The 18,799-nt window shown below is 62.4% G+C and carries 14 protein-coding genes; 8 read left to right on the top strand and 6 right to left on the bottom strand.

All coding sequences use genetic code 11. From position 1 onward, the window contains the following. Positions 1–30: 30 nt before the first annotated feature. Positions 31–384 (bottom strand): hypothetical protein, encoded by a 354-nt coding sequence (locus tag ACYQ6J_RS15485; RefSeq protein ID WP_460185091.1) that lies wholly within the window; start codon positions 382–384, stop codon positions 31–33. On the opposite strand from ACYQ6J_RS15485, the gene ACYQ6J_RS15480 reads away from it, so the two are divergent. Genes ACYQ6J_RS15480 through ACYQ6J_RS15470 form a run of 3 tightly spaced genes read left to right on the top strand, consistent with a single transcriptional unit; the run spans position 371 to position 5,371 of the window. Continuing rightward, entirely contained in the window at positions 371–1,006 is a 636-nt protein-coding gene (locus ACYQ6J_RS15480) for a TetR/AcrR family transcriptional regulator (protein ID WP_460185090.1), read from the top strand. The genes ACYQ6J_RS15485 and ACYQ6J_RS15480 overlap by 14 nt on opposite strands. Further along, the gene (locus tag ACYQ6J_RS15475) at positions 996–2,261 is read left to right on the top strand and encodes an efflux RND transporter periplasmic adaptor subunit (protein ID WP_460185089.1); all 1,266 of its coding nucleotides are present in this window, start codon (positions 996–998) and stop codon (positions 2,259–2,261) included. Before ACYQ6J_RS15480 ends, ACYQ6J_RS15475 begins: the two co-directional genes overlap by 11 nt. After that, positions 2,258–5,371, top strand: a complete 3,114-nt coding sequence (locus ACYQ6J_RS15470; protein ID WP_460185088.1) for an efflux RND transporter permease subunit — start codon at positions 2,258–2,260, stop codon at positions 5,369–5,371. The genes ACYQ6J_RS15475 and ACYQ6J_RS15470 overlap by 4 nt, the downstream gene beginning before the upstream one ends. A 93-nt stretch (positions 5,372–5,464) precedes the next feature. Here the strand turns inward: ACYQ6J_RS15470 and ACYQ6J_RS15465 are convergent, their stop codons facing one another. The 3 genes from ACYQ6J_RS15465 to ACYQ6J_RS15455 all read right to left on the bottom strand — a co-directional run bounded on the left by ACYQ6J_RS15465 (position 5,465) and on the right by ACYQ6J_RS15455 (position 8,471). Further along, the gene (locus ACYQ6J_RS15465; RefSeq protein WP_460185087.1) at positions 5,465–6,895 is read right to left on the bottom strand and encodes an ATP-binding protein; all 1,431 of its coding nucleotides are present in this window, start codon (positions 6,893–6,895) and stop codon (positions 5,465–5,467) included. A gap of 895 nt (positions 6,896–7,790) precedes the next feature. Continuing rightward, complete coding sequence (locus ACYQ6J_RS15460) at positions 7,791–8,072, bottom strand: hypothetical protein (RefSeq protein ID WP_460185086.1); 282 nt, start codon at positions 8,070–8,072, stop codon at positions 7,791–7,793. Positions 8,073–8,081: 9 nt separating this feature from the next. Further along, complete coding sequence (locus tag ACYQ6J_RS15455) at positions 8,082–8,471, bottom strand: hypothetical protein (protein WP_460185085.1); 390 nt, start codon at positions 8,469–8,471, stop codon at positions 8,082–8,084. Between the two features lie 502 nt (positions 8,472–8,973). Here ACYQ6J_RS15455 and hisF point away from each other — a divergent pair. The 5 genes from hisF to ACYQ6J_RS15430 all read left to right on the top strand — a co-directional run bounded on the left by hisF (position 8,974) and on the right by ACYQ6J_RS15430 (position 14,556). Continuing rightward, positions 8,974–9,741, top strand: coding sequence for an imidazole glycerol phosphate synthase subunit HisF (gene hisF / locus ACYQ6J_RS15450; protein ID WP_460185084.1), 768 nt, complete (start codon positions 8,974–8,976; stop codon positions 9,739–9,741). Between the two features lie 223 nt (positions 9,742–9,964). After that, positions 9,965–11,113, top strand: a complete 1,149-nt coding sequence (locus tag ACYQ6J_RS15445; RefSeq protein WP_460185083.1) for a type IV pilus twitching motility protein PilT — start codon at positions 9,965–9,967, stop codon at positions 11,111–11,113. Further along, positions 11,113–12,882 carry a GspE/PulE family protein gene (locus tag ACYQ6J_RS15440; protein ID WP_460185082.1) on the top strand — a complete coding sequence of 590 codons (1,770 nt, stop codon included), beginning with the start codon at positions 11,113–11,115 and terminating at the stop codon, positions 12,880–12,882. Before ACYQ6J_RS15445 ends, ACYQ6J_RS15440 begins: the two co-directional genes overlap by 1 nt. 60 nt (positions 12,883–12,942) lie before the next feature. After that, entirely contained in the window at positions 12,943–13,584 is a 642-nt protein-coding gene (locus tag ACYQ6J_RS15435) for a hypothetical protein (RefSeq protein ID WP_460185081.1), read from the top strand. Between the two features lie 141 nt (positions 13,585–13,725). After that, entirely contained in the window at positions 13,726–14,556 is an 831-nt protein-coding gene (locus ACYQ6J_RS15430) for a DUF4190 domain-containing protein (protein ID WP_460185080.1), read from the top strand. Between the two features lie 98 nt (positions 14,557–14,654). Here the strand turns inward: ACYQ6J_RS15430 and ACYQ6J_RS15425 are convergent, their stop codons facing one another. Further along, complete coding sequence (locus ACYQ6J_RS15425) at positions 14,655–15,623, bottom strand: UDP-glucuronic acid decarboxylase family protein (RefSeq protein ID WP_460185079.1); 969 nt, start codon at positions 15,621–15,623, stop codon at positions 14,655–14,657. Positions 15,624–15,737: 114 nt separating this feature from the next. Further along, entirely contained in the window at positions 15,738–18,539 is a 2,802-nt protein-coding gene (locus tag ACYQ6J_RS15420) for an ATP-binding response regulator (protein ID WP_460185078.1), read from the bottom strand. Between the last annotated feature and the right edge of the window lie 260 nt (positions 18,540–18,799).

The raw sequence follows: 18,799 nt of genomic DNA, 5'->3' as shown, positions 1-18,799 counted from the left end.
AAAATGCCGGCCCCCTTGAATCCCTCCCAATCAACCGAAGCACCCCAAACGAGGCGATATCCGATCGAGCACGGCCACCTGCGGCACAAACCGCACACCCGGCACGGGGCCTACTTTCAGTCTTTTCGGAAAAACCGGCAGCGAGGCTTGACCCATAAACGAATAGGTCATATTAATGAATGTGCGGTCATTTTTATGAAAACTCGTTCGGCCTTGAATCCGTATGAGAAGATAGGAAACCGCCGACAACGAATCCAAGCCCATGCAACCCGATTGGTCGAAGAAGGAAAAATGCACCACCGCCGTCGGGGCTAATGCGTCAAGGCACGCCCCAGCAGGCAGAAGGGGCAAAATGGGGAGGAAATAAAAAATGGCCAACCTCACGGAGCGTTGCCGCAGAATGGTCGGCGACGCCATGAAAGAGGGGATTCTCCAGGCGGCACTCGACGTGCTTCGAGCCGACGGCTTCGAGCACCTCACCATCGAAAAAGTGGCCGAGGCCGCCGGCATCGCCAAAGGCAGCGTGTACAACTACTTTCGCAATAAGCAGGAACTGGTCACGCAGGTCTTCGAGCGGTCCATCGAACCGGCTATCGAGGCCGGGGGGCAAATCGTCGAGAGTTCGATGGGGGCGGTGGAGAAACTGGAGGCCATGCTCCGCTTGTGGTTCAGCCACTTTTCACAGCACCGCGGCCTATTCGACTTCCTCTTCCGCGACCCGCACGTCCGAGAGCTTTGCTTCACTTCCCGACGAAGCAAGAACTCGCTCGCCATTGAGCGCTTTCGCGCGATTTTCGAGCAGGGCATCGCGGAGGGGAGTTTTCGCAAGTTCAACGCCGTTTCCGCCGCCGAGATGGCGGTAGGAGCCACGCAATTCTGCATCGAACGGCAATTAGAGTCCGGGGAACAAAGGCCCGTAGATTCCTCGATTGGGGAACTCATGGACCTGATTCTGCGAGGGATAGGTTCGGGAGACGGGCAGGGGGAACGACCTCATGAAGGCTAATCGAAAAAGATTGATGCAACTGTTCGTCACCTTGGGCGTGGCCGCGCTCTTGGTGGGAGGGGCGATCGTGGTCGCCGCCGCCGCCGGAGTATTCGGCACGGTTCGGGCGGAGACTTCGACTTCGGGCACAAGCGAAGGGGCGCGACCGACCGGCGATGCGAAGGAATCGGCGACCCCCGTCGAGGCCGTGCCGGTCGTGCTGACGCCGGCCAAGGAGATGGTCTTCGAGGAAAGGTTGACGATCTCCGGGTCGGTCTTGGCCAAGCGCTACGCCCTGGTTTCCGCGAGGATTCCCGGCACTCTCGACCAGATCTTCGTCGAAGAGGGAGACTTCGTGGAGGCGGGGAAGACTAAGCTCTTTCAGACCGACTCGGTGAAGTTGGCCCAAGCGGTGGCCATTGCGCAGGAGCAACTCCGCGTGGCCGACTGTGCGGTCCGCGAGAAGGAGGCCCTGCTGGAAAAGACCTTGGTGGCGCAACAGCAGGCCTTGACGGACTTGGCCCGCTACCGGGACCTGAACGCCCGCAACGCCGTCGCCACTCAGGTGGTGGAGCACCAGCAGGCGCAATGTCGGCAGTTGGAGGCCGACGTCCGCCACGTGCAGACGTTGATCGACCTGGCCAAGGCCCAACTGGAACAGGCGCGGCTGAACGTCAAGATCGCGGAAAAGGATTTCACCGATTCGCTGGTCGTGGCGCCGATCTCGGGCCGAGTGTCCGTGCGACTGAAGGAACCGGGCGAGAGCGCCGGGTCCGGCACGCCCGTGCTTCGCATCGACGATTTGACGCTGGTCGAAATCAGCGTCTTCGCCCCCGCCGAGTATTACGATCGGATCGAAGTGGGGAAAAGCAAGATGCGGGTGAAGGTGGGCGCGACGGAGGTCGGCGAGTTGACCGTCACCTATAAAAGCCCCACCGTCGAGCCTAAATTGCGGACCTTCCAGGTCAAGTGTCTGTTGCCGAACCCGCCGGCGGAGGTGGTGCCGGGGCGACTAGCCCAGTCCACCCTGCTGCTGCAATCGCGGCGCGGCGTGGGCGTGCCCATCGGGGCGGTCGTCAAGCGGGAGGGCCGCAACTTGGTCTTCGCCGCCAAGGACGGCAAGGCGACCGCGATCGCCACGCCCTTGGGTCTGCAAACCGACGGTTGGTGGGAGGTCCTCTCCGGAATCGAAGCGGGTACGCCCATCATCTCCATGGGTCAAACCCTCGTCAGCGACGGTACGCCCCTGCGCGTGATCGAGGAGGCCGCTCGATGACTCTCTCCGATTTCGCGGTACGCCGCCCCATCGCCACAAGCTGTTTGTTCATCGGCTTGACCATCTTGGGCGTCAACGCCTATCGCAACATGGGCCTGGAGTTGATGCCCAAGCTGGACGTCCCCTTCATCACCGTGCTGACGGTTTACCCGGGGGCGTCGCCCGAGGAATTGGAAATTGACGTCGCCAAGCGGATCGAGGATGCCGTGTCCTCGGTGGAGGGGCTGAAACACGTCTCCTCCGTGTGCATGGAAAACGTCGTGCAAACGCTGCTCGAATTCGAGATGAGCGTGGACGTGGACATCGCCGCCACGGACGTGCGGGAAAAGATCGACCTCATCCGACGCGACCTGCCCGAAGACGCCGAAGACCCGATCATTCAAAAATTCGACATCAACGCCAAACCGGTGGCCACGTTGGTTCTGACCGGCAATTTGGGCGTGGATCAACTGTACGACTATGCCGACAACGAGTTGCGGGACCGCCTGAGCGTGTTGGAGGGCGTGGCCGACGTCCAACTCATCGGCGGCGCCAAGCGCGAGGTCCACCTGGAACTGGACCGCGACAAACTCGCCGCGCGCGGGCTTTCCACCATGGACGTGGTCCGTGCCGTGCAGTCCGGAGTGCGGACCATTCCGTCCGGTCGCGTCCGCGAGCACGGGATCGAGTACAGCGTCAAGTTCGACGCCGACTATGAAGAACTGGATCGCTTGAACGACCTGGAAATCGCCAACGCCGAGGGCAAGCGGTGCTACCTCCGCGACGTCGGTCGGGCGGTGCTGGGCACGGAAGAGTTGCGGCAGCGCGCCTACCTCGACGGGCGCGAGGCCATCGCGATCAAGATCGTCAAGAAGGCCGACGCCAACGCCGTCCGCACCGTCGACGGCGTCCGCCGCGCCCTCGATCGCATCAATCGCGACCTTCCCGCCGGAATGAAACTGGAGTGGGTCTCCGACGACGGCACGTTCATCAAGGCCATGAACCAGGATGCCTGGATGAACGTGGGCATCGGCATCGTGCTCACCGCCGCGATTCTCTTCTTCTTCCTCTACAACCTGCGGTCGCTGATCGTCGTCAGCATCAGCATGCCGCTGACGATCGTCATCGGTCTGTTCTTCATGCAGGCGGTGGGCTACACGTTGAACACCTCCACCCTGATCGCCATCGGTTTGTCGGTGGGTATCTTGGTCACCAACTCGATCGTGGTCCTGGAGGCGATCGTCGCGCGGTTGCAAGAGTCGGGCGATCCCAAGGAGGCCGCTCGGATCGGCGCCTCCGAGGTCTTCGTCGCCGTGCTGGCCAGCGCCCTGACCAACGTGGTGGTGCTGTTCCCCTTGGCCGTCATGCGGACGCGGGTCGGTCTGTTCATCGGCCCCTTGGCCATGACGATGTTCATCATGACCGTGGCCTCGCTGTTCATCTCGTTCACGCTGACGCCGATGCTGTGCTCGCTGCTGCTGAAGCCCGCCAAACCCGATTCGCGATCGGTCTTGGCGCGGTTGGAGCGGGGCTTCAATCGGCTGCTGGACGCGAACGTGGCCGTCTATCGTTGGTTGCTCAAGTTCGCGGAGCACCGCCGCTGGGCCGCCGTGTTGATCCTCTTAGGCGTGACGGCGCTGTTCGTCCACTCGCTATTCTTGGCCGGGAAGGTGGGGACGGGATTCTTCAACGATTCCGACCGCGGCGAGGTTTACGTGCGATTGGAGTTCCCCACCCGCTACGACCTCAACGCCACCGTGGCCCAAGTGCAAGAGGCGGAGCGGCGGTTGCGCGACGTGCCCGAACTGCGCCACGTCCTGACCACCGTGGGCAAGGCCGAGGGCGTGCTGGGCCAAAGCAGCGAAGGCGTGTACATCGCCCAGGTGCTGTTGGTCTTTTCGCAGCGGATCGAGCGGAAGGCCACCATCTACGATCTGATGGACGACGTGCGGCGGCGCTTGGAGAACTTCCCCGACGCCCTCATCACCGTCAGCATCCCGTCGATCATCGGCGGTCAGTCCAACCCGGTGGAAATGGAGATCGCGGGCCAGGACTTGCGGGAACTGGATCGCTTGGCGCTCGTGTCGCTGGCGGAAGCCCGGCAAATCCCCGGCGTCCTGACGCCCGACACCTCCGTCCGCGCTCCCAAACCGGAAATCCGCATCCGTCCCCGCCGCGACATCCTGGCCGACATCCAATCGCCCGCCGTGGGAATGGGGTTGATTCTCCGCGGCAATTTGGAGGGCATCAAGGCGGGCACGTTCAAGTCCCGCGCCACGGCGAGGAATTACGACATCGTCGTCAAGTTCGCGGAGCAGGAGGGAAAAGACCAAGTGGCCCGGTTCCTCTTCCCCGGCGCGGACGGATATCCCGTCGTCCTGGCCACGCTGGGAAACGTCGAAGAGCGGACCATGCCCATCCAGATCATCCGCAAGGACAAGCAACGCATCGCCAAGATGACCTCGCAACTGGCCCCCGACCTGCCCTTGGGGAAGGCCGTGCAAGAGATCAGCGCCCGGTTGAACGAAAAGGTCGCGTTCCCGCCGGGCTATCGGTTCACCTTCGCGGGTCTGTACGAAACCATGCAGGAAGGTTTGGGCGGTTTGGCCGAGGCCGGACTGATCTCCGTGCTGTTGGTCTTCCTCTCGCTTGCCGCCATCATCGAGTCGTTCAAGCGGACCTTCCTGGTGCTGGTCACCGTGCCGCTGGGTCTGATCGGTTCCATTTGGGGCCTGTATTTGATGGGAGAAAGCCTCGGCATCTTCGCCGTGATGGCCATCGTCATGCTGACCGGCATCGTGGTCAACAACGCCATTCTGATCGTCGACCAGTTCAATCAATTGGTCGCGCAAGGCGTCCCCTCGCACGAGGCGATGATTCGAGCGTCGTGCGATCGGTTTCGGGCCATCGTGATGATCACCTTGGCCGCCGTGTTGGGGATGCTGCCTTTGATGCTGGGCAAAGGCATCGGGGCGGAACCGCGGGTGGGAGTCGGCGCTGCCAGCGTCGGCGGCATCCTCGTGTCCGGCGTTTTGACGCAAATCACCGTTCCCATCCTGTACGACATGGCCACGCGCGGCGCCAACGGCAAGCGGAAGAAATCCGACCCAACCCCGGCGACCGCAACGTAAGCGACCGGATCGCCCGGGCAAAGCATCGGCCCGACCGCGCGAAGCGGCAGCGCTCCGGTTCCGACGCCGGTGCCGACCGGGCGGGGCGATGGTTCATGCATCGGCCGACAAGCCCCCCGTCGCAACCGGCAGGCGGAGGCGAAAGACGCTGCCTTTGCCCAGCGTGCTTTCGACGTCCACTTCGCCGTGATGCACCTGCATGATGTGTTTGACGATGGAAAGGCCCAACCCGGTGCCGCCCAACTCGCGACTCCGCCCCGGATCCACGCGGTAGAATCGCTCGAAGATGCGGGGCAGGTGGCGGCTCTCGATGCCCCAACCCTCATCGGCCACGGCGATTTCGGCCCACCGCCCGCGACGCTCCGCCCGCACGCGGATCGTCTTGCCCGAATCACTGTATTTGACCGCGTTGTCGATCAGATTGACCACCGCTTGCTCCAACAAGCGACGGTTGGCGAAGACGACCAACTCCGGGTCGGCGTTCAATTCCAACACCATTTGCCGCTCTTCGGCGCGGACGCGGCACAGATCCAAGCTTTCACTCAGAACCTCGTGCACCAAGAGCGGTTCCAGCGGCACCGGTTCTTGATCCTCGCGTTCCAGGCGGGCGAGGCTGAGGATATCGTCCATCAAGGCGTCCAGGCGTTCCGTCTGTTCGCGAATGATTTGGAGGAATCGGGCGGCGGAATCGCGATCGTCCAGCGCCCCGTCCAGCAGCGTCTCCACGAACCCGTGAATCAAGGTCAGCGGAGTCCGCAATTCGTGGCTGACGTTGGCCGTGAAATCCCGCCGCACGCGTTCCAGGTAGCGAATTCGGGTCACGTCGCGGAAGCAGATCAGAAAGCCGGCGTTGTCGCCGTTGGGGTTTCGCAAGACGGCGCCCTGCACCTCGAAGGTCCGTTGCTCCGAATCGCCGGAGGCCCTTTCCACTTGCGAGGCTCGGCCCGTGGTCATCAGACTGCGCACGTATTCCATGAGCTTCGCGTCGTGGATGACCGCCTCGATGGGTCGGCCCGACAGGTCTGCGACCTCCAAACGCAACATACGGCGGCAAACGTCGTTGTAGGCCCAGATGCGGCCTTCGGAGTCCAGAACCAGCAATCCATCGGACAAGGCTTGAAAGACGGAGGCCAATCGTTCGGCCCGCGACCGCAGGTCCGCTTGCCGCCGGCGGATGGATTCGGCGGCATCCCGGGCGGTATCCCACAAGTCGCGAAGTTCCCGCGGCGCATCGGCGCCTGCCGCGACCGAAGGCGGCGTGAAATCGCCGTCGGCCCAACCGCGGAGCAACGATCGCAAGCCGTCGAGAGCGCGAGCGAATCGGGCGCCGTTCCACGCCAGTCCCGCCGCGCCCGCCGCCAGCATCAGCCAAGGAGCGTACCGCGCATGCGCCGACAGGGGCGGCAGAAGAAACGGGACGAGGACCGCCAATTGGGGAAGGATTACGGCCCAAAGAAAGGAGCCTGCGGACCGGAAACCGAACCGCGTCTTCGATGCGCTGGATTGAGGGGAAGGGAAAGCCATGCGATACATCCCGCGGCGTGGCGTACTTAATGTTCGGCAAACACTGGGGCGGATCGGCGATCGGCGCGCCCGCCGATGCCCGTCGGCACACCTCGCTCAACCTATCCTATCCCAACCTGCGCGTGGGGAAACGGAATTGACCATCCCTCGGAAGTGGTTCGTTGGCAGAAGGTTGCGCGGGGAGTCGCCACACTCAACCACCACAAGCGGACGAAACCGCCATGATCGGCGAGTAAGCCCTGCACTGCTTTGCCGGTGATGCTTCGGACTGCGAAAAAGCCGGACCAAAACCTTGGGCAATTTGCTTTCGGCGACGGTGCGGATCGGCGGCGTCAGTCTGCCAAAATTGGGTCGCCGTGAATCACGGTGATTTCGCCGGTGTCTTGCGGGTTTGAACGCGCCGGATTGGCACGCCTCTGCTGATTCTCGACGAGCGATCCGCCGTATTCGGTGAGGAAGTTGGCAGACTTCTACGAGCGGCGGATGAACACCGAAAGGATGTTTCGCGACCGCAAGAACCGACGGTCCGGTTGGGCGTTGCGCAACACACCCCTCACCGTGGTGAAACGGTTCAACCGTCCACTAACGTCTACTAACGACACTCTTGTTAGCTTACGGGTTGCCGTTGGGCTCGGCTTGACTGCTTTCAGAGCTACACCCACAGGATTACGTGCAGCAGCGACCATCCCGAAGCTTGCAGCGTGTTTTTCATCGGTCGGCCGCAAGATGATGCAACGACTCAAACTCACGCCGAGAAGAGCACTTGCCGCCCTGCCCGACGCCACCCCAAACAGGCCGAAAAGTGGAGAAGGCGCAGCATCGAAAGGAAGGCATCTCGCTTTGACGCCGTCGTGTGTACTTTTTGACGGCCCGGATGCGGCGCTTAGCGGTGCCGTCACTCACTTGTCGCCTCCCGGAACTGTTTTTCAATCTTGGCTTGTTTGCGATAAGCGGCATAAGCCGCACCCGCACCTCCGACAACCGCACCCCCTACAGCGATTGCGCCGACAACCGGAGCAGCAACTGTGGTTGCTGTTGCAACCGTCACAATCCCAAGAACTTTGATAGGAACAGTAGCCATAGCAACGCCACTGACGATGGACGCCGCCGAAGCGAGAAGCGCGCCTTTCGAAGCACCTTTTAGGGCTTCGGTAGCAATTCTGTTGTAGTCCTTCATGAGCGTAACCTATGCGGAAGCAAGGGCACGACGCAATTCTTGTGCAACGATATCGGCCACTTTATCGGCCACTTTTCGCCTTGTGGCCTCTTCGTTTTTGTCTTTAGACAATCCGTAAACCATACCTGTTAACAGACCTAGGTTGCTAAGTTGGTCGGCAGTTAATTCGAATACGAAGTCCGTGAACGGTATGCGGACGGAAAGAAGGTTGTCCAACAACTCGCCGAGCATCCATCCGACAACGGCAAAGACAAGCGTGTTCTTATATTCCACAGTTAGATCACTCAATGCCGCAGCCGTGCGCTTAAGGAAGCCTGCCCGCGCTTTTTCGGGCAAATGTTCCGCAAGTTGCAAGAGTTGCTCTTGCAAGTGCACAGGAAGATCGAAAGTTCTTCGCATAGATGCAGCCGCCTCGCTTTAAGATTCGCTTTGCACCGCAAATGCTTATGCAAAAACCTGTGCCGAAGCACGCACTAGAAACTAGAATAACTGGGCTCGCTACGCTGCATCGCACTTCGCGTATTCTCAGGTTGACTTTAGCCCTCTAGTATACACTGAGCCGAATTCGCGTCAACCTTTTTTCGTGTTACTCGAGCCCTTTGCGTTGTTCCCATCTCGCGGCATTGATGGGACTTGCGAGGAGGCAGGAAAGGGCCTTCCTAACTTCAATCCATCATGCGAGATGGGAACAACGCAAAGGGCTCCGCTCAACCGGTTGACCCATCCCGACCGGCGACTTAAAGTGAAAGCTGGAGAGAGATTCCGTAACGACGGCCGTTCCCGGTTTTCCTTCGCGGCGGCGCCGTGCCTTCCCTCCCGGCATGCCGCGGCGGAGCGCGGCCGTGAAGGCGCGCGGCTTCCTGGGTTGGAAGATCGCTTCTTTTCATTGTAAACGACGCACATGTTGGCGAAGCGTATCATCCCCTGCTTGGACGTGGACCGAGGCCGCGTGGTCAAGGGCACGAACTTCCTGAACCTGCGAGACGCCGGCGACCCCGTCGAAATCGCCCGGCGCTACGAGGCCGAAGGCGCCGACGAACTGGTTTTCTTGGACATCACGGCCAGCCACGAGGGGCGGGACATCATGCTCGACGTGGTGCGCCGCACGGCGGACGTCGTGTTCATGCCCTTGACCGTGGGCGGCGGCATCCGCAACCTGGAGGACATCCGCAATCTGCTTCAGGCCGGTTGCGATAAGGTCTCGATCAATTCGGCGGCCTGCCGCAATCCCGAGTTGGTGGCTCAGGCCGCGCGGCGCTTCGGCAGCCAATGCATCGTGGTCAACATCGACCCCAAGCGCGTAATGCGGGACGGTCGGGAGTTCTGGGAGGTCCACATCAACGGCGGGCGGATCGGCACGGGTTTGGAGGCCGTCGCCTGGGCACGCGAGGTCGAGCGATTGGGGGCCGGCGAGATCGTGCTCACCTCCATGGACGCCGACGGTACGCGCGACGGCTACGACCTGGAGATCACGCGGGCGGTGACGGAGGCGGTCACCATTCCGGTAGTGGCCAGCGGCGGGGCGGGTTGCCCGCAGCACATGGCCGACGCCATCCTAAAAGCCGGAGCCGATGCCGTCCTGGCCGCCGGAATCTTCCATTTCGGCGTGTACACTATCCGCGAAACCAAGGAGTACCTGGCTTCGCAAGGAATCCCGATTCGACTGTGAGGCGTTTTCGGACCGGGCGGCCGCGCAACGGCAACCCGACCGCGGACGGCACGGCGCCGCGGCGAACCGCGGCACCCGCTTGAAACCGTACCCCCCGGCAAAGGAAGATATAGGTTTCGCCGCTTGGGCGCCGCCGCGACTTGTCACGCGGTGCGAGCGGAGCGCCGGGCGACGGGACGGCTTATCGCGATACGACCAAACGGATCATCCGAGTTTTCGGCCCATGACCATTCCCATCGAAGAAGACAAAAAACGATTCAGCAAGCGCCCGTCGAATCTCGAAATCGACAAGCTCTTCCGCGCCCTGGTCAAGCTGCAAGGGAGCGACCTGCATCTCAAGGTGGGGCGACCTCCCTTCGTCCGCGTGGCGGGCACGCTCCGCCCCTTGAACCGCGAGCCGATCGACGAGGATGAGATGGTCCGCCTCATCTTCCCCATGCTCGACGAGCGGTTGCGGCGGATTCTCGACGAGGACGGCGGTTGCGACTTCGCTTACGTCGTCCAGATCGACGACATCCGGTGGCGATTCCGCGTCAACGTGCTGCAACAGATGGGCTACCTGGGTCTGGTGGCGCGGCGCATCAACAACTACATCCCCGACTTCGAAAAGCTCTTCCTGCCGCCGATCTTGGAGGAACTGTGCAAGTTCCATCAGGGCATGATCCTCTTGGCGGGCGTCACCGGTTCCGGTAAAAGCACCACGATCGCCTCGATGCTCAATTGGATCAACCGCAACTATCGCAAACACATCCTCACGCTCGAAGACCCCATCGAATTCACGTTTACCGAGGATAAGTGCCTGATCAATCAGCGGGAGATCGGCATCGACGTGAAGGACTTCATGATCGGCATGAAGCACGCCGTGCGCGAAGACCCCGACGTCATGCTGGTGGGCGAAATGCGCGACCGGGAGACGTTCGAGACGGCGATCCAGGCGGCGGAGACCGGGCACTTGGTGTTCGGAACCATCCACGCCTCCACCGCCCCCAGCACGCTGGGACGTATCTTGGACCTCTTCCCCAGCGAAATGCACAGCGCCATCCGCAGCGCCATCGCCTTCAACATGAAGGCCATCATCGCCCAAAAACTGCTGCCTTCCATCAAGGAGGGCGTGCAGCGGGTACCCACCTGCGAAATCATGATCTTCAACCCCACCGTGCGGAAGCTCATCCTGGAGGGGCAGGATCACAAGTTGCCGGACGCGATTCGCCTGGGTTATCAGGAGGGCATGCAAGATTTCACGCTCAGCCTGAAGCAACTGGTGGAACGGCGGTTGATCGATCGGGCGACGGCCTTCGAGGTCGCGCCCAATCCGGAAGCGTTGAGCATGGCCCTGAAGGGAATTGAAGTCAAAGAGCCGGGAATCCTTTGATGCAACCTTGGACGTTTCCTCCGCGAACAGTTTTGCGACGAACCTTGAGGCTCGCGGCGACCGCGGCGGTCGGGGGATCCGCCGTCCCCGCCTTCGCGCAGGCCTTCGCGCCCTCGGCCTTGCCTTTGGCCCAATCGGGCTGGTCCGGACCGGGCTTCTATTTCAGCTTGTGGAAGCTGACCGCTTTCATCGTCCTTTACCTTCTCTGGGTCAAGATCGGAGATTGGGTCAACCAGGACGTGCAGCGACTGCACCTCAACGCCAAACTCTGGAATCCCTTGGTGTTTTTCGTCTTCGCGGTCTTTTTCGGCATCGGGTTCGTCCTGCCGATCTTCCCCGTGGGGATTTTTCTGGCGACGCTGGCGGTCTTCGTGCCGTTCATCGTGTACGTGGTCCATCGCAACGGTAAGGTCGATCGCGAGGATCGCGTGTTCACGCCCTTGCATGTGCGCAAGGTGATCGGTCGTTTGTCGGGCAAGAAGGTGGTGGAACTGGGTCCGGACGATCGCCCGCCCCCCATCCGCTTCCAAGCCCTGGGACCGAACGAGCAGGTGCGCAATCTCCGCATGATCCCGGCGCGGCAGCACCCCGGCTATCAGGCGGCACGTGAACTGGTGGCAGGCGCCGTGGAACGCCGTGCGGAGGGGGCGGTTTTCGACATTCAGGCCGCCGGCGCTAGCTGCCAGTACGAAATCGACGGCGTCTGGATGAGCGCCCCACCCTTGCAACTCCCGCAAATCCTACCCGCCGTGGAAGCGCTGAAGATCCTCTGCGGCCTCAATCCGCAAGATCACGTCAACCGACAGGAAGGCCGCTTCGAGTTCAAATACGCCGACGTCCCGCTCTCCGCCACGTTCCTTTCTCAAGGGGTCTCGGGCGGAGAGAAGGTCCTCCTCCGCATTCAAGAAAAGCAGAGCCGCTTTCGAAAACTCGAAGACCTGGGCATGCGTCCCAAACTCCAGGAGCAGCTTGCGAAGTTGCTCCACGAGCATCGCGGCATGCTCGTATTCTCGGCCCCGCCGGGACACGGCCTGCGCACCACCGTCACGTGCGCCCTGACCTCCGCCGACCGCTTCGCGCGGGAATGGATCGCCATCCAGGAGGAGAACGCCGTCTATCAGCCCGTGGAAAACGTCCACGTTCACACCTACAAGGCCGCCGAACGCGCCCTCCTGCCGGATATGCTGGACAAGTGGTTCCACCTGGAACCGAACGTCGTGGTCTTCCGCGACATCCCGGACGGCGAAGTTTTGGAACTGACCGCGCGGGAAGTGGAGAACGATCGCCTGATCATCACCACGGTTCGAGCCAAGGACTGCTGCGAGGCGCTACTTCGCCTGGCCGCCCTGCAACCCCGTTCGCAAGCCTTTCCCAAGGCGGTGATCGGCGTGTTGAATCAGCGGGTCCTGCGTCGGCTATGCGACGCCTGCAAGCAAGCGTACCCCCCGCCGCCGGAATTGCTTCAGCGGTTGGGCATCCCGCCGGGGCGCGTGCAAGCCCTCTATCGGCCCGGCGCACCGACGCAAGAGCACCCGGAACCGTGCCCCCAATGCCGCGGACTGGGCTATTTGGGACGCGCGGCTTTCTACGAACTGCTGGTGGTGAACGATACGGTCCGCAAAGTCCTGGCCGGCAAACCGGACTACGCCACGCTCCGCAAGGCCGCCAAGGCCGCGGGCATGGTCAGCCTGCAAGAGGAAGGCGTTTTGCTGGTCGCCCAAGGGATTACCACGTTGGAGGAGCTTCAGCGGATTTTGCAAAAGTCGTAAAGCCGCATCCCTGGTTCGCTGCGTACAAGCCGATCCTCGACCCGATACGAGGCGTTCGCCATGATCCTACTGCTCATCAACCTCGCCGTTCTCGCCGCGTTCATCGCCTTCGCTCTCCGCGACGGTGCCTGGGGGACGTTCATCAGGGCGTGGAATATCCTTTTCGCGGGATTGCTGGCGACCAACTTCTTCGAACCGGCGGCGCGCTTTCTGGAAGATACCGCCGGGTCGGAATTGACGTACTTCTACGACTTCCTGGCCTTCTGGGGGACGTTCGCGGTCTTCATGGTGATTCTGCACTCCCTGACCGCCGTGATCTCGCGCGTTTCGGTGAAATTCAATATCTATGTGGACCGGACGTTCACGGTGTTGTCCGCGCTTTCGTGCGCCGGCACTTTCAATGCCCTCTTGCTGTTTTCGCTCCATTTCGCGCCGTTGGGGCCTTCGCCTTTCGGTACCGCGCTGGTCAGCGATCAGGGATTGCCCCTCGGTCTGCGTTGGGGGCTGATGGCGAGCCTGATGTCTCGCGGAGCCTTGTCGCGGACGGTGTCGGCCGAAGAGGCCGCCAGTTACGGCGCCAACATCGCCGCCTTTCCCGGCAGGAACAATATCTTCCAGGTCTATCAGAAGCGACAAGAGTCTCTCAAAAGCCAGGTGGAGAGCGGCAGCGGGTTCAAGGCGTCGGGGGCCGAGGCTCGCTAGCCTGCCGCGAGTTGACCCGCTCCCGGTCGCGAACCGTCCCGGCCTCTCCTGCGTAGCTTTTTCGGCAAGCCCGCCCCGTCCATCGGCGGCGGAGGGCTCTTGCGCAAGACATCACAGCGCCGCAGCGTGTGAGGCCGCCGTATGAGTGCATTCCGTCAACCCGAGGCATCCTTGGCCGCGACCGAGACCGCCGAATACCGCCCGTTGAGCGGCTTGGCCGTGTCCGCCTTGATCGTCGGTCTGCTTTCCCCCCTGGCCTTTTTCTCTCCGTTTCTTTGGTTCCTTCCCGCCGCAGCCTTAATACTCGGCGTTTGGGCCGAAGTCTCCATTCGCCGGCAGGAGCCTCCGCGATTGGGCCGGACCGCCGCGTGGATCGGCGCCGCCCTCGGATTGTTTTTGCTGGGCGCCGCGCCCGCACAGTGGTTCACGCATCGCGCTCTGATCGACGCCGAAGCCCGGCAATTCGGACGGACTTGGTTGGAGATGGTTCGGTCGGGCGACCTGCTCCGCGCCCATCAACTCAGCATGTCCGCCCCCCTCCGCCAACCCTTGGACGATACCTTGCCGGAAAAGTACGCGACGGGACAACCCGCCCGCCGTGATCTGGAAGCCTTCCTGGGACGCAAGGAGACCCAGGCCCTGGTCGCCCTGGGAAAGCGGAACGACGGTCGAATCCGCTGGTTCAATACGGAGCGAATCTACCGCGACAACGAAAGCGACGTCGTCGTGCAAAGCTACGCCGTGACCTACCGCGACGAGCAGGGGAAAGAGAAGACGTTCTTCTTGATCCTCACCATGAATCGGTTGCCGATTCCCGCGGCGGGGGCTTCCGATTGGTACTTGAGCGCGGTCCGCTCCGACGCGGCGCCGACCTCGCTGGAGGCTCAGAAGGCGGCCTGGGAAGAGGCGCGGCGTCAGGCCCAACGCAACCGCGACGACGAGGGGCCGGAGGCGACACCCGCTTCGGGCTGAAGCCTTGTCGCTCGCCGATCGATTCCGTCGAAGGCTCCGTTTTTGCCGGCGCGCCAAAGTGCCGCGACGGGTCCGACGCCCGACGCCCGGCGCCATTTTCAATACCGCGGGGTGGGCGGGCGATATTGGCTGACGTCGATCGACCGGAACCAGGCGATGGTCCGCGCCAGTCCCTCTCGCAGCGGCATGGTGGGCCGCCAATCGAGCTTTTTCCGGGCCAGCGTGATATCCGGACGCCGTCGCGTCGGGTCATCCGGCGGCAAAGGCTTGAAGATCAGTCGCGATTTCGAACCGGTCAACTCCAAGACCAACTCCGCCAATTCTCGGATGGTGAACTCCTCGGGATTGCCGAGGTTGACCGGACCGGTGAAGTCCTCCGCGACGTTCATCATGCGGATGATCCCCTCCACCATGTCGTCGCGGTAGCAGAACGACCGCGTTTGCGAACCGTCGCCGTAGATCGTGATGTCCTCGCCTGCCAAGGCCTGGCGGATGAAGTTCGAAACGACGCGTCCGTCGTAGGGGTGCATGCGGGGACCGTAGGTATTGAAGATGCGAACGATCCGGACGGGCACGCCGTTCATGCGGTGATAATCCATGAACAGGGCCTCCGCCGCCCGCTTCCCTTCGTCGTAGCAGGCCCGCGGACCGATCGGATTGACCGCTCCGCGATACGACTCGTGTTGCGGGTGAACCTCCGGGTCGCCGTAGACCTCGCTGGTGGAGGCCTGCAAGACCTTGGCCCGGCACCGCTTGGCCATCCCCAGCACGTTGATCGAGCCCATCAGCGAGGTCTTCATCGTCTTGATGGGATTGTATTGGTAATGGCCGGGCGCGGCCGGACACGCCAAGTTGTAGATCTCGTCCACCTCCAACCAAATCGGCAGCGTGATGTCGTGCCGGATCAGCTCGAAGTTGTGCCGATCCAAAAGGTGCATCACGTTGGCCTTTTGGCTGGTGAAAAAATTGTCGAGACAGATCACGTCATGGCCCATCTCGACCAGTCGCTCGCAAAGATGGGAGCCGAGAAACCCCGCTCCGCCGGTGACCAGAATTCGCTTCAGCATGCCAACCTCATGATTCGTCCGCCCGTTCGACGCGCGGCCGGATGCGTCCCGCCGCAAAACCGACATTGTCGCAACTCGCCCCGATCGCGGGGAGACGGCCCGACCGAAAAGCGTCTACGTCGCGACGGGGTCCGCCGCTCGCCGCGCTAATCGCCCGCGAATTTCCCGCCACAATTCCGCCGAAGTGACCGGCTTGACCAGGTAGCCCGTATAACCGGCCTCCACAAACCCGCGGAGGATATCCGGATCGCCGTGCGCCGTCAGGGCGATGATCGGCAACTCGCAACCGGACCGTCGCAAAGCGCGGACCGCCGTGGGACCGTCCATCTCCGGCATTTCCACATCCATCAACACGTTGTCGAAGGGCGGTTCGCCGTCGGCGTCGGGCCGGGCGGTCGCCGCCAGGGCCTCCACGGCCAGACGTCCGTTCTCCACCGTCGTGACCGACGCGCCGTCGCGTTCCAAAAACCGCCGGATCAGCCGTTGGTTTTCGATGGAGTCCTCGGCCAAGAGTACCCGGACGGGACAGGATGTCTCGGTGAGGGAATCGACGCCGCTTGCGTCTTCCGCCGTAGGATCGGATTCGTTTCGATCGCTGTCGGTCGGGCTATCGGCCTCGGGCGGTTCGGCCTGGGCGATCTTGCCCGCCACCTGAACATGAAAGACGGTCCCCCGACCCGGCCCGCTTTCGGCCCAGACATCGCCTCCCAAAAGGCGCCCCAGGCGGCGGCAAATGACCAGCCCCAGTCCCGTGCCGCCGTACTTCCGCGCGGTGCTCGCCTCGGCCTGGGCGAACGGTTGAAAGAGTCGCCCGAGTTGTTCCTCGCTCATGCCGATGCCGGTGTCGCGAACGCGGATGTAAAGCTTCGGTTCGCCGGCGTTGCCCTCCGCGAAGTCGGCCTCGATCCGCACAAAACCGCGTTGCGTGAACTTGATGGCGTTATCGGTCAGATTGGCGATGATTTGCCGCAATCGCAGCGGATCGGTCAGGATGCGTTCCGGAACATTCGGCGCCGTCGCGATTTCCAAGCGAATTCCCTTGTCCCGGGCGCGGATGCGATACATCGAGATCACCTGCTCGATCACGTCGCGCGGCGATACGGGCCGGATATCCAGCCGCACTTGGCCCGCCTCCAATTTGGAGAAATCGAGGATGTCGTTGACCAGTTGCAGGAGATGCTCGCCGTTGTTCAAGACGGCCTCCACCGCTTCGCATCGCGTCACCGAGTCGGCGTTTTCCTTCGCGTCGCTTCCGCAACCGCATGGAAGTGAGCAAGACGACGACCGATCCATTGCGTTTTGGCGGCATCCTTCCTGCAAGAGCCTGGCGTAGCTGACGATCAGGGAGAGAGGAGAGCGGATTTCGTGCCACATGCTCGCCACGAAGGCGATGCGGTCGCGCGAGGAGCGCTCAACCGCCTCCGAGTACGCCCGGAGCCGCGCGTTGGCCTCCTGAAGCGATTCGGCGGTTGCCTCCAACTCCCGCCGCGCGGCGTTTTGTTGCGTCGCGTTATGAAAGGCCGTCAGGCACTTCCATCGCCCGCCGATTTGCACCGCCGCCAGCGAACCGTCGATTTCGTAGAGCGTGCCGCCCGCCGTCCAACGCCACTGTCCGCATTCGGGCACGCGCCAACTGAGAACGCGACCGACCTGCCGACGCAGGGCGCCGCCTTCCAAGGTGACCCGCGTGTCCAATCGTCGCCCCGTCGCCTTTTCCGCATCGGTGCGAAGCAAGCGTGCCGCGGCGGGATTGATCTCGTAAACCCGCAGGTCTTCGTCCAAGACCATCAGCCCTTCGAGGGTGGATTTGAATAGGACGTGGTACTGCCGCCGACTCTCGGCCAGCGTCTCCGCGAACACGCGATGGGCGCGTTTTACGGCGGATCCTAATCGCGAGAAGCCGAGCATCAGCCCCGCGGCGGCCAACGTGGCCAAACCTCCCACGGCCCAAACGAGGCCGGTGTCCTGCCGCGACGAATCGCTTGCCAACTCCCGGGGAGGAACCGCGGTCAACCAAAGCGGGGAAAGCCCCCACTGTACGGGCCTCCGCAAAACCCTGGCGGCCCCGGAGTCCGGCGACCGGCAGGCCGAATCGGCCGAATCGCCCCCGGCAGCGCCCTCCGTTCGGGAATCCCTTGCTTGAAGGTGAAGGAGCGATGGGTCGCCGGTATAGGCGACGCATCGACTCGCCACGCCGTCGGGGTGCCCCCAATGGAGCGCCAAATTGGCGGCGGCCAAATCGGACCGAGCACGATCCAACAGTTCGCCGGCATCGATCTTCATCACGATGTAACCGGAGGGACGAATCGCGGCGAGTTCCTCCATCGCGTCGCCCGCTTCGGCATCGTCGCTCAAGCCGGAAAACAGAGTCGGCTCGGCGTCACCGTCGCGGGAACTCGTTGCGCCCTTTATCGCCGCTTTATTGTAGACGGGCATCCACATCCGAAGTCGCCGCGTGCCGCCGGGTTCACCGCCCGACTCCCCCGAATCGAACAAGGCGATCGAGGCACTCCAATCGGAACCATGTTTCCGCATCGCACTCCTCATTTCCGCGGAGACGCACTCGGACGGGAGATACTCGATGCTATCCAAACCGGGCTGATGAGACACGGCGTTGATGCGCCGAAACGTCGCCCATTCCTCGGCGTCCACTTCGTCGCTGGCGGCATACAACAGGCACGCGTTCTTGGCGATCGCGGCCAAGGAATCGAGTTGTCGGCGAAAGGCGGCAACCGCCGCCGCGGAATAGCGGTCCTCCGCCTCCTGACGCACAAGCGATCGCTTCAGCGTTTCGGTACGACTAACCGCGTGGGCCGTCCATAATCCCAAGAGAACGATGGCGAGTCCGAAAATTACCGGAAGCAAGCGAAAAAAGATGCGTCGCTCCGCGACACTCTCCGGACGCGACTCTTCCACGCATTTTTCACACATAGCAGCGCCAAGCATTTCAACAGACCGAACTCAGTATGCTGCCGGGGCGAATTCGCCGTACCCGACCGCAAGGGAACATACTCCGATAAAAGAGTCGGATAAAAGAGTCGGACGCGGACGGAACGCACTTCCGCCCTGCGTCCTTGAGGTTACGGTCGCCCGCTTTCAGCCGGAAAAGCCCTGTACCCCCGCGTCGTTTCGCGACGCCGATCCCGGTTATCAACAAGAATCTAGGATAAGCTCGG

The organism is Thermopirellula anaerolimosa, from assembly GCF_054657335.1.
The sequence above is the reverse complement of the archived record's forward strand: the minus strand, read 5'-3'. Positions and strand labels throughout refer to the sequence as shown.

Coding starts and splice junctions, on each gene's coding strand:
- ACYQ6J_RS15480 (WP_460185090.1), top strand. CDS start 371: ATGGCCAACCTCACGGAGCGTTGCCGCAGAATGGTCGGCGACGCCATG.
- ACYQ6J_RS15475 (WP_460185089.1), top strand. CDS start 996: ATGAAGGCTAATCGAAAAAGATTGATGCAACTGTTCGTCACCTTGGGC.
- ACYQ6J_RS15470 (WP_460185088.1), top strand. CDS start 2,258: ATGACTCTCTCCGATTTCGCGGTACGCCGCCCCATCGCCACAAGCTGT.
- ACYQ6J_RS15465 (WP_460185087.1), bottom strand. CDS start 6,895: ATGGCTTTCCCTTCCCCTCAATCCAGCGCATCGAAGACGCGGTTCGGT.
- ACYQ6J_RS15460 (WP_460185086.1), bottom strand. CDS start 8,072: ATGAAGGACTACAACAGAATTGCTACCGAAGCCCTAAAAGGTGCTTCG.
- ACYQ6J_RS15455 (WP_460185085.1), bottom strand. CDS start 8,471: ATGCGAAGAACTTTCGATCTTCCTGTGCACTTGCAAGAGCAACTCTTG.
- hisF (WP_460185084.1), top strand. CDS start 8,974: ATGTTGGCGAAGCGTATCATCCCCTGCTTGGACGTGGACCGAGGCCGC.
- ACYQ6J_RS15445 (WP_460185083.1), top strand. CDS start 9,965: ATGACCATTCCCATCGAAGAAGACAAAAAACGATTCAGCAAGCGCCCG.
- ACYQ6J_RS15440 (WP_460185082.1), top strand. CDS start 11,113: ATGCAACCTTGGACGTTTCCTCCGCGAACAGTTTTGCGACGAACCTTG.
- ACYQ6J_RS15435 (WP_460185081.1), top strand. CDS start 12,943: ATGATCCTACTGCTCATCAACCTCGCCGTTCTCGCCGCGTTCATCGCC.
- ACYQ6J_RS15430 (WP_460185080.1), top strand. CDS start 13,726: ATGAGTGCATTCCGTCAACCCGAGGCATCCTTGGCCGCGACCGAGACC.
- ACYQ6J_RS15425 (WP_460185079.1), bottom strand. CDS start 15,623: ATGCTGAAGCGAATTCTGGTCACCGGCGGAGCGGGGTTTCTCGGCTCC.